Annotated in this window: 16 protein-coding genes; 11 read left to right on the top strand and 5 right to left on the bottom strand. The window is 32.3% G+C overall.

Annotation, left to right across the window (positions count from 1 at the left end):
* The first annotated feature begins 5 nt into the window (after positions 1-5).
* On the top strand, positions 6-3,455 hold the full coding sequence (locus tag PYW35_RS09010; protein WP_103322629.1) for a pyruvate carboxylase: 3,450 nt from the start codon (positions 6-8) through the stop codon (positions 3,453-3,455).
* A 52-nt stretch (positions 3,456-3,507) separates the two neighbouring features.
* Here PYW35_RS09010 and PYW35_RS09005 read toward each other — a convergent pair whose 3' ends face one another.
* Entirely contained in the window at positions 3,508-4,419 is a 912-nt protein-coding gene (locus PYW35_RS09005) for a COX15/CtaA family protein (protein ID WP_103322630.1), read from the bottom strand.
* A gap of 375 nt (positions 4,420-4,794) precedes the next feature.
* Between PYW35_RS09005 and cyoE the strand changes: the two genes are divergently transcribed.
* From cyoE to PYW35_RS08970, 7 genes are all read left to right on the top strand, one after another.
* Positions 4,795-5,682 carry a heme o synthase gene (gene cyoE / locus PYW35_RS09000; RefSeq protein ID WP_040808144.1) on the top strand — a complete coding sequence of 296 codons (888 nt, stop codon included), beginning with the start codon at positions 4,795-4,797 and terminating at the stop codon, positions 5,680-5,682.
* 37 nt (positions 5,683-5,719) lie between these two features.
* The gene (coxB, locus tag PYW35_RS08995; RefSeq protein ID WP_103322631.1) at positions 5,720-6,787 is read left to right on the top strand and encodes a cytochrome c oxidase subunit II; all 1,068 of its coding nucleotides are present in this window, start codon (positions 5,720-5,722) and stop codon (positions 6,785-6,787) included.
* Between the two features lie 23 nt (positions 6,788-6,810).
* Complete coding sequence (gene ctaD / locus PYW35_RS08990) at positions 6,811-8,712, top strand: cytochrome c oxidase subunit I (protein WP_016911330.1); 1,902 nt, start codon at positions 6,811-6,813, stop codon at positions 8,710-8,712.
* Positions 8,712-9,341, top strand: coding sequence for a cytochrome c oxidase subunit 3 (locus PYW35_RS08985; protein WP_016911331.1), 630 nt, complete (start codon positions 8,712-8,714; stop codon positions 9,339-9,341). The genes ctaD and PYW35_RS08985 overlap by 1 nt, the downstream gene beginning before the upstream one ends.
* 1 nt (position 9,342) lies before the next feature.
* Positions 9,343-9,696: a cytochrome C oxidase subunit IV family protein gene (locus PYW35_RS08980; RefSeq protein WP_016911332.1), complete on the top strand. Its 354-nt coding sequence runs from the start codon at positions 9,343-9,345 to the stop codon at positions 9,694-9,696.
* 160 nt (positions 9,697-9,856) lie between these two features.
* Entirely contained in the window at positions 9,857-10,810 is a 954-nt protein-coding gene (gene ctaG / locus PYW35_RS08975) for a cytochrome c oxidase assembly factor CtaG (protein ID WP_016911333.1), read from the top strand.
* 11 nt (positions 10,811-10,821) lie between these two features.
* Positions 10,822-11,283: a DUF420 domain-containing protein gene (locus PYW35_RS08970; protein WP_016911334.1), complete on the top strand. Its 462-nt coding sequence runs from the start codon at positions 10,822-10,824 to the stop codon at positions 11,281-11,283.
* A gap of 143 nt (positions 11,284-11,426) precedes the next feature.
* On the opposite strand, the gene ytvI is transcribed toward PYW35_RS08970, so the two are convergent.
* A complete protein-coding gene (gene ytvI, locus PYW35_RS08965) occupies positions 11,427-12,473 on the bottom strand; it encodes a sporulation integral membrane protein YtvI (protein WP_103322632.1) in 1,047 nt (348 codons plus the stop codon).
* Between the two features lie 85 nt (positions 12,474-12,558).
* Positions 12,559-12,930 (bottom strand): YugN family protein, encoded by a 372-nt coding sequence (locus tag PYW35_RS08960; protein ID WP_016912901.1) that lies wholly within the window; start codon positions 12,928-12,930, stop codon positions 12,559-12,561.
* A 168-nt stretch (positions 12,931-13,098) separates the two neighbouring features.
* On the opposite strand from PYW35_RS08960, the gene PYW35_RS08955 reads away from it, so the two are divergent.
* Entirely contained in the window at positions 13,099-14,166 is a 1,068-nt protein-coding gene (locus tag PYW35_RS08955) for a CAP domain-containing protein (protein ID WP_103322633.1), read from the top strand.
* 14 nt (positions 14,167-14,180) lie between these two features.
* The gene (locus tag PYW35_RS08950; RefSeq protein WP_103322634.1) at positions 14,181-14,621 is read left to right on the top strand and encodes a YlbF/YmcA family competence regulator; all 441 of its coding nucleotides are present in this window, start codon (positions 14,181-14,183) and stop codon (positions 14,619-14,621) included.
* Positions 14,622-14,678: 57 nt separating this feature from the next.
* On the opposite strand, the gene PYW35_RS08945 is transcribed toward PYW35_RS08950, so the two are convergent.
* Positions 14,679-15,593, bottom strand: a complete 915-nt coding sequence (locus tag PYW35_RS08945; RefSeq protein WP_016912904.1) for a glycerophosphodiester phosphodiesterase family protein — start codon at positions 15,591-15,593, stop codon at positions 14,679-14,681.
* Between the two features lie 159 nt (positions 15,594-15,752).
* Here PYW35_RS08945 and PYW35_RS08940 point away from each other — a divergent pair, with 159 nt between their 5' ends.
* The gene (locus PYW35_RS08940; protein WP_016912905.1) at positions 15,753-16,019 is read left to right on the top strand and encodes a DUF2129 domain-containing protein; all 267 of its coding nucleotides are present in this window, start codon (positions 15,753-15,755) and stop codon (positions 16,017-16,019) included.
* Between the two features lies 1 nt (position 16,020).
* Here PYW35_RS08940 and PYW35_RS08935 read toward each other — a convergent pair whose 3' ends face one another.
* Positions 16,021-16,410, bottom strand: a complete 390-nt coding sequence (locus PYW35_RS08935) for a DUF7147 family protein (RefSeq protein ID WP_016912906.1) — start codon at positions 16,408-16,410, stop codon at positions 16,021-16,023.
* Positions 16,411-16,479 lie beyond the last annotated feature (69 nt).

The raw sequence follows: 16,479 nt of genomic DNA, 5'->3' as shown, positions 1-16,479 counted from the left end.
CAAACATGAGCAAAATAAACAAATTATTAGTAGCCAATCGAGGCGAAATTGCAATCAGAATTTTTAGAGCAGCAACAGAATTAGATATAGAAACGGTAGCAATTTATTCTAATGAAGACCTAGGTGCTTTACATAGGTATAAAGCGGATGAATCATATTTAGTTGATGAAAATCTAGGACCAACAGAAAGTTATTTAAATATAGAAGCGATTATAAAAGTAGCTAAAAAAGCAGATGTTGATGCGATACATCCAGGATATGGTTTCTTAAGTGAAAATAAAATGTTCGCCAAACGATGTGCTGAAGAAGGCATCAAATTTATAGGGCCAGAACTAAGGCACTTAGATATGTTTGGTGATAAAATTAAAGCAAGAGAAACGGCTATTGCAGCTGGTGTGCCAGTTATACCTGGGACTGAAGGTTCTGTAGAATCATTTGAAGAAGTTGAAGAATTTACTAAACAAAGCGGATTTCCAGTAATTATTAAAGCGATCTCTGGTGGCGGTGGTAAAGGTATGCGTATCGTAAACGACGCAAGTGAATTAGAAGATTCATACCAACGTGCTAAATCTGAAGCAGGAAAATCATTTGGTAATAGCGAAGTTTATGTCGAAAAATACATAGATCAACCTAAACATATTGAAGTACAAGTAATAGGTGACGAACATGGAAATCTTGTTCATTTATATGAAAGAGATTGTTCCGTTCAACGTAGACACCAAAAAGTTGTAGAAGTAGCACCATCTGTATCACTAGGTGATGAACTAAGACATCGTATTTGTAATGTTGCATTAGATTTAATGAAAAAAATTGGTTATGTCAACGCAGGTACGGTAGAATTTTTAGTTTCAGGAGATGAGTTCTTCTTTATTGAAGTTAACCCACGTGTGCAAGTTGAGCATACAATAACTGAAATGGTAACGGGTGTAGATATCGTTAAAACTCAAATATTAGTAGCTGAAGGCGAACCTTTATTCGGTGATAAAATTGAAATGCCACAACAAGAAGATATTACAACTTTAGGTTTTGCAATTCAAAGTCGTATTACGACAGAAGATCCATTAAATGACTTTATGCCAGACACAGGTAAAATTATTGCTTACCGTTCAAGTGGTGGTTTCGGAGTTAGACTAGATGCTGGTGATGGATTTGAAGGCGCAGAAATCTCACCATACTATGACTCGCTATTAGTGAAAGTTTCAACTCATGCAATGTCATTAAGACAAGCAACTGAAAAAATGTTACGTTCACTGAAAGAAATGAGAATAAGAGGTATTAAAACGAATATACCGTTCTTATATAATGTCGTTAACCATGAGAAATTTGCCAAAGGAACATATACAACTAAATTCTTAGAAATCAATCCAGAGCTATTTGATATAACGCCATCACGAGATAGAGGAACTAAGACATTACAATATATTGGAAATATATCCGTTAATGGTTTCCCTAGTGTTGAAAAACGGGAAAAACCACATTTTGAAAAATTTAAAATAGAAGAAGTAACGGATGAAGAAATAAAAGCTTTATCAGGTACTAAACAAATATTAGAGCAACAAGGACCTGAAGGTGTGAGCAAGTGGTTAAAAGAGCAAAATGAAGTATTGTTAACAGATACAACATTTAGAGATGCACATCAATCATTATTGGCAACACGTATGAGAACGTATGATATGTTGCAAATTGCACCTGAAACTGCGAAATATTTAAATGACGCATTTTCTTTAGAAATGTGGGGTGGCGCAACATTTGATGTAGCGTATAATTTCTTAAAAGAGAATCCTTGGGAACGTTTAACGAGATTGCGCAAAAAAATTCCGAACGTTTTATTCCAGATGTTGTTAAGAGCATCAAATGCTGTAGGTTATAAAAACTATCCAGATAATGTTATAGAAAAGTTTGTTAAAGAAAGTGCGGACGCAGGAATAGATGTATTTAGAATATTTGACTCTCTAAACTGGTTAGATCAAATGAAAGTAGCTAACGAAGCGGTACAAAAATCAGGTAAAATATCTGAAGGAGCTATTTGTTACACGGGTGATATTTTAAATCCGGAAAGATCTAGTGTCTATACTTTAGATTATTACATCAACTTAGCTAAAGAATTACAAAGTGAAGGTGTTCATATTCTTGGAATTAAAGATATGGCCGGTTTATTAAAACCAAAAGCTGCATATGAGTTGATCAGTGAGTTAAAAACACAAATAGATATTCCAATTCATTTACACACACATGATACAAGTGGAAATGGTTTATTAGTATATCAAAGTGCTATTAACGCAGGGGTAGATGTAATTGATACAGCTGTTGCAAGTATGAGTGGTACAACATCTCAACCTTCTGCTAACTCTTTATACTATGCTTTAAGTGGTAACGAAAGAGATGTAAGAACGAATATAGATGGACTAGAAAGATTATCTCAATATTGGGATACAGTTCGTAATTATTATTCAGACTTTGAAAGTGATATACGTTCACCACATACAGAAATTTATCAACACGAAATGCCTGGTGGACAATATTCGAACTTGAGCCAACAAGCTAAAAGTTTAGGTTTAGGTGAAAGATTTAATGAAGTTAAAGACATGTATAAACGTGTTAACTTATTATTTGGAGATATTGTTAAAGTTACACCATCTTCAAAAGTTGTAGGTGATATGGCTTTATACATGGTCCAAAATGACTTAGATGAAGAAAGTGTTATTAAGCGAGGTCACTCATTAGATTTCCCTGAATCAGTCGTATCATTCTTCAAAGGTGAAATAGGTCAACCAGTAAATGGATTTAATAAAGAATTACAAAAAGTAATCTTAAAAGGTCAAAAAGCAATCGAACAAAGACCTGGAGAATTATTAGAACCTGTTGATTTTGATGCTTTACGTGAAGAGCTACAAACTAAACAACAAGGTGAAGTGACAGAACAAGACTTAATAAGTTATGCAATTTACCCTAAAGTTTATGAGCAATATATTAAGACGTACGAAAGTTTTGGTAACTTGTCATTATTAGATACGCCGACATTCTTGTTTGGTATGGCTAAGAATGAAACAGTAGAAATTACGATAGATAAAGGTAAAATCCTTATCGTTAAATTACTTTCTATTGGTCATGTATATGAAGATGGACATCGTTGGGTATACTATGAATTAAATGGTCAGCCAAGAAAAGTATATGTTAAAGATGAACATGTAAAAGTTTCAGAAGCAGTACTTCAAAAAGCAGATTTAAGCAATGAATCTCACATTGGAGCGCAAATGCCTGGAACAATATCTGAAGTTAAAGTTAAACAAGGTGATGAAGTTAAACAAGGTGATGCATTAATTATTACTGAAGCTATGAAAATGGAAACAACAATTCAAGCACCATATGATGGAACAATCAGTAATATTTACGTATCAGCAGGTGATAGTATTCAAACACACGATTTAATCATAACGATAGATAAATCAGAATAAGATACAAAAAAGAAGGCTTGGGTATTTATAACCCAAGCCTTCTTTTTAATGATTAATTTTTTCGTTTTGATCGTACGATTAACATGATGAAATAACATAATAATCCAAATAACATTGTAATAAATAAAGCGTGTAGTAACGCGATAAATAAATTCACTCTCGTTATGACTGATAAAGCACCAGTTGTAACTTGTAAACAAACTAATATAAAGGCTAAAGTCCAACCATATTTAATGACACGATATTGTGCATAATTTTTAAATGCATAGATGAAAATGTATAATATCCAAATAAATATGATAAATGCTAATGATCTATGGGACATTTGAACCCATTCATAAAAGTTCTGAGGTAATCCTGCATTACCATTTTGACAAAGCGGCCAACTTAAACATGCTAAACTTGCATCTGCATGTCTTACTAAAGCGCCAGAATAAATGACGATGTAAATGAAAGTTGTTACAGCGTAAGTGTGAAATTTTAAATGATTATCTATTATTAAACTTTTTGCTTCGAATTTTTGATCAATTTCATAAATAATCAATGTAAGTAATAATACTGAAGCAAAACTAATGAGCGATATTCCAAAATGTAAAGATAAAATGAAATCATTTTGTTGCCAAATAACTGCAGCTGCACCTATAAGAGCTTGTGCAAAAATGAATGCAATACTTGTTATGCAAAGCGGCTTAACTTCTTTGATATATCCGATTTTGACCCAACTTATATATGCGAGCATACATACTAATATAAGTGCTAATCCAGATACACCTCGGTGAGCTAATTCAATAATCGTTTCAATTGGCCAATTTGAAGGAATGAAAGACCCATTACATAACGGCCAAGAACTCCCACAGCCATCAGCAGACCCTGTTTTTGTTACTAAAGCTCCACCTAGTTGGACAAATAACATGACAATTGTCGCTAAAGTCGATAGCCATTTTAAAAATTTATCAGTAAACAATACGAACACCTCAAGTAAAATTTAAATTCATATTTAAAGTACTATAAAATGGGCTATATTCAAAAATAAACCTTATTTATATCTAAAAATATGATAGAATTTAAGAGAACAACGTATTAACAATTATTATTACCTTAATACGATTATAATTTAAACACTAATATCTATAGTATAACAATGAATGAGCATTGTAAATGTTACACAATAATGACTTTTTATGCGAACTGATTACAAGTAATAAAATGTCAAAATTTTGTTTCAAAAATGTATAGATTATGTGACAATTTTCATATATCATTGAGTTATATGTGAAAGATAATGGAAGGAGGGACAAAATTGCAACAAAATCAATATAGTGTGACTTCTGAAAAAGAAATGGATACAGGACGTCTCACGTTATATGAAATTAAAGCCATCATTAAAATGGGCCTTGTTCAAGGGAATCTGATCCCAACATTTGCAGGTGCATGGCTTGCAATAGTTTTTGGTGGATTTAACTTCTTCCAAAGTTTGCCTGTTGTATTATTAATGATTGTAGGGTCAACACTCATTATGGGTGGAGCTTGTGCTATCAATAATTACTACGACCAGGATATTGACTCTATCATGCCGTCTAAACAAAAGAGACCAACTGTTAATGGACGAATTAGTGATCGCCATTTAATTCAATTAAGTTTTGGTTTAATGGTTGTGGGTGAAATTTTATTATTCATGATTAATATTCCAACAGGGATAATTGGATTGCTTGGTATATTTGGATATGTCGTATTGTACTCAATTTGGTCTAAAAGACATACCGTATGGAATACTGTAGTAGGTAGTTTTCCTGGCGCAATACCACCACTAATTGGTTGGGCGAGTATTGATCCAGCATTAAGCCCATTAGCATGGACGCTATTTTTAGTGTTATTTGCATGGCAACCTGCTCATTTTTATGCTTTAGCTTATCGTCGTAAAGACGAATATGCCTTAGCTAATATACCGATGTTACCATCAGTTAAAAGTTTCAAGAGAACGCGATTAAGTATGTTACTTTGGGTAGTTCTTTTATTGCCACTACCGTTCTTGATGGCTCAACTAGGTATTGTGTTTATTGTTATTGCAACAATACTCAATTTAGCGTGGATGTTATTAGCTTTATATGGATTTAAAAAAGAAATAAACAAATCAAAATGGGCTACGAGTATGTTTGTTTTTTCATTAAATTATCTTGTTATTTTCTTTGTAATGACGGTATTAGTTACTGTTATACAATTGATATAAATAATATGAATGAATGCATGAAAGAGGGGTTAAACGAATGAAGACACGTTTAAAAAACACGAAAATGTTCGGTTTGCTTGCTACACTGCTATTTATTTTAGCGGGTTGTGGCGAACCACATTTATCAGTGCTTCGACCAGCTGGTGAAGTTGCTGATAAACAATTCTTTTTATTAATGCTTTCAATAGGCATTATGTTGCTTGTTATTGTTATAGTTGTTGTTATTTTCTTATTAGCAATGATTAAATTCCGCAGAAAAAAATTAGGTGAAGATTTTGTGCCTAAAGATGTGGAAGGAAATCACAAATTAGAATTAGTTTGGACAATCATTCCAATCATTTTACTTATTATTCTTGCTATTCCTACTGTTATGCTTACGTTCTCTCTTGGAGATACGAAAGCAATAGATAAAGTAGATGAAAAAGGTAAAAGTAAGGAACTTGTTATTGATGTGACTGCTAACCTTTATTGGTGGGAGTTTAGTTATCCAAATGAAAAAATTGTTACCAGCCAAGAGCTTGTAGTACCAACAGATAAAAAAGTTTACTTCAGATTACATTCTGCTGACGTTAAACACTCATTCTGGGTACCTGCAGTTGGAGGGAAACTGGATACTAACGTAGAAGGTATTAATAAGTTCTACTTAGAATTCAATGATAAAAAAGCTAAAGAAGTTAAAAATCTATTCTATGGTAAATGTGCTGAGCTATGTGGACCATCACATGCATTAATGGACTTTAAAGTGAGAGCCCTACCACAAGATGATTTTGACAAATGGGTTAAAGATATGAAATCTGTTGATAAGCCTGTAGCTGCTACGAGTAGTCAAGCTAAAGAAGGTGAAAAGGTATTTAATAAATCATGTGCCGGATGTCACGCTGTTACACCAACAGGAGAAGGTGCTAAAGGACCTAACCTTACTAACTTTGGTGATCGTGATTTAATTGCTGGTTACTTAAAACATGATGAAGAAAACCTTAAAAAATGGATTAAAGACCCAGAAAGCGTTAAACCTGGTAATAAAATGACTGGTCAATACAAAGTTTCTGATGAAGACATTGATGCTTTATCTGCCTACTTAATGGAAAGAAAAGTTGATAAGTAAGAATTGAAAGGGAGGTTACTCTAGTGTCTACTCAAAGTAAAAAGGGGTTTGGATCAACTGTTTGGGACTATTTAACAACAGTTGACCACAAAAAAATTGCTATTTTATATTTAATTGCTGGGGGATTATTCTTTGCCGTTGGTGGAATAGAAGCAATGTTAATCCGTATCCAGTTAATAGTTCCAGAAAATGACTTTGTGTCAGCTGGTCTGTTTAATGAAATTATAACGATGCACGGTACAACGATGATATTCTTAGCTGCCATGCCATTGCTATTCGGCTTTATGAATGCTGTTGTTCCATTACAAATTGGTGCACGAGATGTTGCATTTCCATTTTTAAATGCATTAGGTTTTTGGTTATTCTTATTTGGTGGAATATTCTTAAATTTATCTTGGATTTTAGGTGGCGCACCAGATGCAGGTTGGACATCTTATGCAAGTTTGTCTCTTGAATCTGCAGGACATGGAATTAACTTCTATGCTCTTGGTTTACAAATTTCAGGTGCTGGTACATTAATTGCTGGTATCAACTTTGTAGCAACAATTGTTAACATGAGAGCACCTGGTATGACGTATATGCGTATGCCTTTAATGACTTGGACAACATTTGTTGCTTCAACATTAATCGTATTTGCGTTTCCACCATTAACTATCGGTCTTTTCTTATTAATATTCGATAGAATGTTTGGGACATCATTCTTTGTTGCTTCTCAAGGTGGTAACACAATTATTTGGGAACATCTATTCTGGATCTTTGGACACCCAGAAGTTTACATTCTAGTATTACCAGCATTTGGTATATTCTCAGAAATTATACCTGTGTTCGCTAGAAAACGTTTGTTTGGTTATTCAGCGATGGTATTCGCAACAGTATTAATCGGTTTCTTAGGATTCATGGTATGGGCTCACCACATGTTCACAGTAGGTTTAGGCCCAGTTGCCAATGCTATTTTCGCGGTTGCGACTATGGCAATTGCAGTACCAACAGGTGTTAAAATCTTTAACTGGTTGCTCACTGTTTGGGGCGGTAGTGTAGAATTTACAACACCTATGTTATATTCACTATTCTTCATTCCATCATTCGTTATGGGTGGGGTAACAGGTGTCATGCAAGCATCAGCTCCTGCTGACTATCAATTACATGACTCATACTTTATCGTTGCTCACTTCCACTACGTTATCGTTGGTGGTGTTGTACTTGGAATATTAGGTGGATTACATTATTGGTTCCCGTTAATAGCTGGAAAAATGTTAAGTGAAAAATTAGGTAAAATCTCATTCTGGTTATTCTTAATTGGTTTCCATTTAACATTCTTAATCCAACATTTCTTAGGACTTTGGGGTATGCCTCGTCGAGTATTTACATATTTACCAGGACAAGGATATGATATTCCAAACTTAGTATCTTCAATTGGTGCTTTATTTATGGCAGTAGCTGTCGTTATTTTACTAACTAACGTGGTTATGACATTGATTAAAGGTGAAAAAGTTGGTAGAGATGCTTGGGGAGATGGCCGTACTCTAGAATGGTCATTGCCAATACCTACACCACATTACAACTTTGCACAAACACCTTTAGTGCGTGGTTTAGATGCATTATGGGTTGAAAAAACACAAGGTGATGGAAAAATACTTCCTGCTGAATCTCTTGATGAGATACACATGCCTAATAATTCAATAGTTCCATTTATGCAAGCTTTCGGACTATTTGTAGCATCATTTGGTGCAATGTATTTTGCAGATGGTAAAGAATGGGCTTTAGATGCAGTGAAAGATTTAAATGAAAAACCTTGGGCAGTATACGTACTTATTCTTGGTTTAGGTATTACTGCAGGAAGTATGATTGTAAGATCACTTAAAGATGATCACGGTCATCATATTTCTAAAGAAGAGTTATTAGAGTATGAAAGGGGTGAACGTTAATGTCACATGAAGAAGTTAAATTTACTGCTGACAATTGGCCAGAACATCCTGAAACAGCATCAATGGAAGGGAAAAATAAACTTGTAGGTTTTTGGATATTCCTAGGTGGAGAGGTTGCATTATTTGCTTCATTATTTGCAACTTACTTAGCATTGAAGGATGCTGTGCCAAGTGAAGATCATTTATTAGCTAAAGATTTATTCCATCTACCATTAGCGTTCGTAATGACGATGTTATTATTAACATCATCTTTAACAAGTGTTTATGCTTTATATCACATGCGTAACTTTAATGCTAAAGGCTTGTTTATATGGATTGGCATTACCGTATTACTAGGTTTAGGATTCTTAGGACTAGAAATTTATGAATTCGTGGAATACGTACATCAAGGTCATACATTCCGTTCAAGTGCCTTTGGTAGTGCATTCTACTTCTTAGTAGGAACACACGGTTTCCACGTAGTTATTGGTCTAGTATGGTTGTCATTACTTGTCATCCGTAATAAGGGTAGAGGTTTAAGTATTTATAATGCACATAAATTTAATACTGCTGCTTTGTATTGGCACTTTATTGATGTTGTATGGGTGTTTATCTTTACAGTAGTATACTTGATGGGAGCGTTAGGATAATATGAGCCAACAATTAAATCATGACGCACAATTACTAAAAGCATATAAAAAGCGTAAAAGTACAAAAGAAATGCGTATGCAGGTTACGAACTTTTCGATTATGATTTTTGTTACATTTATTGCTTTCGCATTAGTAGCTGCAGAACTTCCTAAAGAATTTGTTATTCCAGTAATTTTAGGATTAGCAGTTTTACAAGTCGTGTTACAATTCTATTATTTCATGCATATGAAAGCTGAAAAACATGGTGTGCCCAAATTGTTTATGATTACAGGTATATTCTTTGGATTATCATTTGTTGTAACATTTATCTATATTGTATGGTTAGGCGATCCATTATTTGTTAAAACAAAATAATGATTTTAAGACTCAAAAACTTTGTTATATAAGTTTTTGAGTCTTTTTATCCTTTTCATTATTTGGTCATATCATTGTCATAATTATTTATATAGTTGGGTTGTTTAACTGAGCATTAAATTTTATAATAAGAGTAATGACTTTATGAGGAAGTGTGATTATGGGTAACTTAACCTCAATATCAATATTTGGATTTTGGGCAAATTGGACTCCGTTCTTTTTTGTAGGGGTATTATGCGTTATTGTTTTATACTTTTTGATTTGTGGGAAATGGTATAAAGATATACCAGGAGGTAGACCATTAAAAAAAGGAGAGGCAATTTTATTTGTCATATTGATGCTATCTATATATTTATTAGAAGGTGGACCGATAGATCTGCTTTCTCACATTATATTTAGTTTTCATATGCTTCAAATGGCAGTGCTGTTTCTAATTATTGCGCCAATGTTATTCTTTGCGATTCCTGAATACATTGTGAAATACGTAGAAGGACTGCCTGTTATCAATAAAATTGTTCATTTATTTACTAAGCCTATTTTAGCGATATTTCTTTTTAATGGTTTGTTCTCTGTATACCATATACCATTGGTATTAGATACTTTAAAACAAGATGTTGTATTGCATGATTTATACACTATTATTTTATTCATTAGTGCTTGGTTTATGTGGCATCCAATATTTAATAGACATATACCTGAAGAAAATCATATGTCTAATATCAAAAAGATACTTTATATTTTCTTCATCGGCGTGTTATTAACGCCATCATGTGGTTTAATTATCTTTAGTGGAAACGCTATGTATGACACATACACGTCAGGAGAGGCATGGTTAGGCGCAATGACTCTATGTGTACCTACAGATACCTTGAACGCTGTCGTCCAAGGTACAGGCTTATCTGGTCCTGAATACTTTACGAACTTTACACCATTAGAAGACCAGCAAACTGGTGGCGTCATTATGAAAGTAATGCAAGAAATCGTATTCGGTATCTATTTATATATTATATTTATAAAATGGTTCCGTTACGAAAGAAAAAATGAAAAACAGATTACAGATGATAGCTTGAAAAAATTACAAGAACAAAGAGCTTTATACAAACAATTCAGATAGGATGTATGAAAATGAACTTACCTATATTACCTACAATTAGTACGACTTTTATAGTATTAAGTGCAGTCTTAGTAGCTATAGGATGGTATTTTATTTCTCAAAAAAAAATAGAAACACATAAAAAATTTATGTTGTCTGCTGCAGTTGCTGCCATAATATTTTTCACAATTTATGCTAGTAGAACAATATTTATCGGCAACACTTCTTTCGGTGGACCCGATAGTATCAAAATTTATTATACTGTTTTCTTAATTTTCCACATAACGCTTGCTACAGTTGGGGCAATGATGGGAATATACACAATATATTTAGGATTGAAAAACAAATTGGACCAACATCGTAAATTTGGACCAATTACATCTATAATATGGTTTTTTACAGCCATTACAGGTGTTGCAGTTTATTTATTATTATATGTTTTCTACCACGGTGGCGAAACAACTTCAATGATAAAAGCAATCTTAGGACATTAAATTAAAAGAGTTTTGAACATAAATCTCAACTTAAAATAAAACACCCAATCCGTTGGAATCATTTTCGGATTGGGTGTTTTTTATATTTCTGATTTTGTAAAGTGCTGACGCCCGGGGAAATAGTATGTGCCAGACTCTTATTTTTATATTTTAAAGTCTGTTTTAATAAATCCTGATTCTAAAATTGTTTTGATAATGATTAAAAATAATGGACCGACAAAAAATCCTAAAAATCCTAGTAATTTTAATCCGATAAACATTGAGATTAAAGTAGGTAGCGGTGTTAAACCAACACCTGTACCAAATATTTTTGGTTCTAATATCTTTCTTTGTACTAATAATATAATAGAAAGTATAATCAGTTGAATACCTAAAGTAGGGTCTCCAACGATATATGCATAAATAGCCCATGGTATTGTTAAACCTGTCGCGCCAATGATTGGTAGCAAGTCAATAAACCATATAAATAGGCTAATGACAAATGCTGAGTCCACTCCGATTATGAGGAGTCCTACATAAGTAAACACCCATGTAATAAAGCTTAAAACAATACTTGCTGTAAGCATTCCGATTATAGAATGTCCAATTTTGTTATATATTTTAAACACTTCTCTATAAGTTGAAGGGTATAAGTGTTTTTTTATGAAGTTATGAATGTTCGGTATTTCTAACATAAATAGAAATAGTGCTACAAGAAATACTACAAGACTGATAATAAATCCAGGTAACGATGAAACAACCTCTGTTATATTTTGTACGCTAAAATAATGCGTGATGGAATCCCTCAATGTTGCGACAAAATTTTGGAGTTCTTTATTGATCGTTACAGCCATTTCATCAGGTAGCACGGCTTTCATTTTGTCATCGTATTGTTCAATAATTGTTATTAAGATATTTATTTTATTAGGCAAATCTTTTATAAATAGCACGATTTGATCAATTAACTTTGTTGAAAATAAATATATAACAAATCCTGTTATTGTAATCATAAGTGAATATATAAGCGCTACGCTCCATTTTCGACTATTAATTTTATGTGTCAATTTGTTAACTAAAGGATTTAATGCAAGCGCAATAATGAGTGCTAAAATTAAAGGTATGGATATTGGAATAATAAAATAAATAAATAGTATAAATAGAAATATGATGATAAATATACTGACGTTACGTTTGTTTATCCATTTTTTCATAATTATGACCTCTTTACTTAACTTAGATATAAATTAAGAGACGTGAAAAATCACGTCTCCGATTATATCTTTTGGAATTGTATAATTAATGAGCACTTAATGTGTTTAATGCTTTAATCTCTGACGTGATACGTTCAATTAATAAATTGCAATGTGCAACTAAATTATCTGGATAAACTTCGTCATCACCGTATTCTACACCAGTTGGATAGTAATGTTTACCTAGATAAGGATCCATTAATTGAATTGTTGCGTTATTAGCACCGATGTCCCCTTTAAGTGCATAACCTGGAATTCTTAAGTAATAAATACCTTCACTTATTTCGTATTTAAAATCATAAGTGATGCGTTCATAATCCCAATGTCCTCCAGCAGCAAAACCATGCTTATTCATAACATCTTTTAATAGTTCTTGTTCAATGATTACCTTTTCAAGACCTGTATTATCAAATACCATGTATTTTTCCTCCCTCTATGTACCTTTATGTATATTTTATGATAAAAGCTTCAATGTTGCAATGTACATTTAAATTTAACAAGAATATTAAGATTTAGATTGATTTAACTAAAAGTTTTACTGTAAAATGATATAATTAATGTTAGAAATAAAAGAGGAGGTAAATAGTTGAAAAATATTATTATTAAAGTTGTAGCAATAACTATTTTAATCATTGTACTCTTTTATTTATTCTATTCGCCTAAATTAGAATTTGATGTCTTGAAGAATCCTAACTATTCACATGACAAAGCAAATGAAAATTATTATGAGCAACAAGCTGAAAAATCAACTGGCAATGCCAAGTTGAAAGAGGGCGTAGGTACATATATTTATAAAAATATAGACGACGTCATTAACGATTTAGGCCAACCAGATAGGGTATATAAGGCAGAGCATGATAGAAAAAATTATGTCTTTAAAAATAAAGAACATTATTATTTAGTTTCGACTAAAAATAATAAAGTTTCATCAGTATTTGCTACAGGAAACAAAGTTAATGTTTCTCCGATAAAAATCAAACAAGATGCTACAAAATTCTTTAATGGAACAAATATAGATATGGAACCTGTTGTCGATAGTTCATACGGTAAATATCAACTTGAGCTTTCAGAAAGAGATATAAAGACACAGTTACTGATTAAATATGGCAATGTGTATGCTCAAGTCTTAATCGATAGTGAAACAAATGAAGTCATGGGTGTACAATTTATGGATTCAAATGTTGTTATTGAAAACGCACCATTCTCAATGTCGAAAATATCAGGAGATAAAGATCACAAACTCAATCGAACAGATAAACAAAACTTCCAATCACACATGAATAAAGATTTATCTCTTCTTGAAATTGTAAATGAAATCAGAAAAATGAAGGGTGTTAAACCTTTAGAAATGAATGATCAATTAACATACATTACGCAATTAGAAGCCGACTTAATAGAAGATGATGTTGATGAAGAAGAAGCGGTTAAATCATTAGAAGATGGTATAATGAAACATATCAACAATCAAAAAATTGAATACGAAGCAATTAACCAAAACTTAGCATTTAATTACTATGATGTACCAAGTTTAATTAATAGTTGGTTGAATAATAATACTTATAGAGAAAAATTATTAGGTAGTCAATATGATGAGTTTGGTGCTGGTAATTCACGCGAATACTATTCACTTGTTTTTAAAGAGAATAAAAAATAAGGAGGTCTCATATTATGTTTACAGTAGAAACAGTTCACATACTAGATCAATCTGATGAACTCAGTGCATGTATAAAAGAATCAGATATTTATCAAGAATATCAAGAAGCAAAATATAGACTTGAAACAGATTTAGAAGTGAGAATTTTAAAACAGAAATTTGATCAAATTAAATCACATTATGATGATTGTCTGCGATTCGGAAGATATCATCCTGATTATAATAGAGTTATGAAAGAAACGAGACAGCAAAAAAGAGCATATGAAATGCATCCTGTAGTATCTAACTTCAAAACTAAAGAAACAGCACTACAAAACTTATTAGACGAGGTTATAAGCATTGTATCTTACTCTGTTTCAAACAACGTTAAAGTTGATACGGGTAATCCATTTTTCAGTAGTGACAGCCATGGTGATAGTTGTTCGACTGGTGGCTCTTGCGGATGTTCATCTTAAGATAATAAAAAAGGAACTTTCCATTAGATTATATCTAGTAGAAAGTTCCTTTTCTTTTTAATACTGTTTTTTAATTAAAAAATGTGCCGTATCTGGACGGTCAGTTACAATTGTATGTGCACCTTTTTGGATAAGGTCATCCATTGTATCTATTTGATTAATTACCCAATAAGCAACGGAAATATTAAGTGAAGTTAAAAATTGAATAAATCCTTTAGAATCTAATGGTAGCCCTTTAGATTGTGCGGGTATTTGGAAAGTATCTGTTTTAGGTTGGTAAGTGTGACCATACCCTGAGTGATAAGCTAAAAATGCTTTTGTCACTTCATTTTGACCAGTTCCTAATGAAATAGAATCTTGTGCATATAAGTTAAATCTTTCTATTTGTTCATCATAAAAACTTGTAATATTAACACGATCTTCAGCTTTTAATTCAGAAATAACTCGGAATAAATGAGAAGGTGCTAAACTTCCTGTGTATGATTCAGGATGATCTTTAATATCGATATTAACCAATACATCTGGATATTCAGTTAATAATTCTTTTAAAGTAACAATTTTAGCTTTGTCATCCCCTCTATATGGATGTTCGTTATTGATATCTTTAAAGTGATAACCAAAATCTAATTGTCGTAATTCTTCTAATGTGTGATCACCTACAAAGCCAGAACCATTACTCGTTCTATCTACAGTGTCATCATGTGTGACAACAAGTACTTCGTCTCTAGTAAGACGTACATCGACTTCGAATCCAGTTACTTCATACTTTAATGCATGATCAAAAGCTAAACGTGTGTGTTCTGGTCTTAAAGCCATACCTCCACGATGTGCAAAGACATACGGAGCTGGTTGTGTGAAGAATGGTTTGATTTTGCGCGGTTTAACGTTTGAAGTAGATTTTGTAACTACCCATGAACCCGCAACGATGCCTCCGATAAGACCTGTTGTTTTTAATAAATTATTTTTTGACATTTTATCCAATCCTTTCGAAATGCAAATAAAGACTCATATATATTCTATCAAATTGGTATAAGATAGAAAAGCAAGTCACTTGTTGTATGAAGTTATCTTCTTCCATCATCTTCTATAAAATGCTAATATAAAAATAAAAAGCGTAAGGAGGATATTTTAATGGAGCTAGTTGAACGAATTAGTATAATTGTATATTTAAAAAATATGAAACACGAAAGACAACTGCGTAAATTTGGTAATATATATCATTCAAATAAAAAAGAGCAGTATGTCATGTTATATACTAACGAAGATAAAATAGATGATACTGTTCAACACTTAATGAAACTTAAATATGTTAAAGATGTTAACGTATCACCATTTAAATACGTTAAAAGAGATTATTCAAATGCTAAAACGGATAAAAAAGAATATTTGAATTTTTAATTTACTGAAGTGGTGGCAAATAACGCTCAAGTCGTAATACACCTTTTAAATAAGCGAAGTAAAGTTCATCTTCTGCAAAATCAGAGCGAGGCTTTACATCCAACCCTTTAATTTGGATATTATATTCATTTGCCCATTCAGTAATTAAATCGAATTTTTTATTAGATTCTGGATATGGATATTTAAATCCATCTAAAATTGTATAAATGGCTTGGAAATGCTTACCTTCTGTTGGTTTCATAATGATACATGCAGAAGATAATTTTTCTTGAGATAATGGTGTGTGTAACATTAAAATATCGGAAATACGTTCGTGATTGTATTCAATTAATGTTTGGAACTCAAATAAATCTGTTAGACCGTGACCAATGACGATAAATGATTGTTTCATTTTTATAACCCTCGTTTTCGTTAATATACTACAACACTAAGTATAAATAATAATTAATAATAAAGAAAG

This window comes from Mammaliicoccus vitulinus, assembly GCF_029024305.1.
Classification (GTDB): domain Bacteria; phylum Bacillota; class Bacilli; order Staphylococcales; family Staphylococcaceae; genus Mammaliicoccus; species Mammaliicoccus vitulinus.
This window is presented reverse-complemented; position numbering and strand designations above follow the sequence as displayed.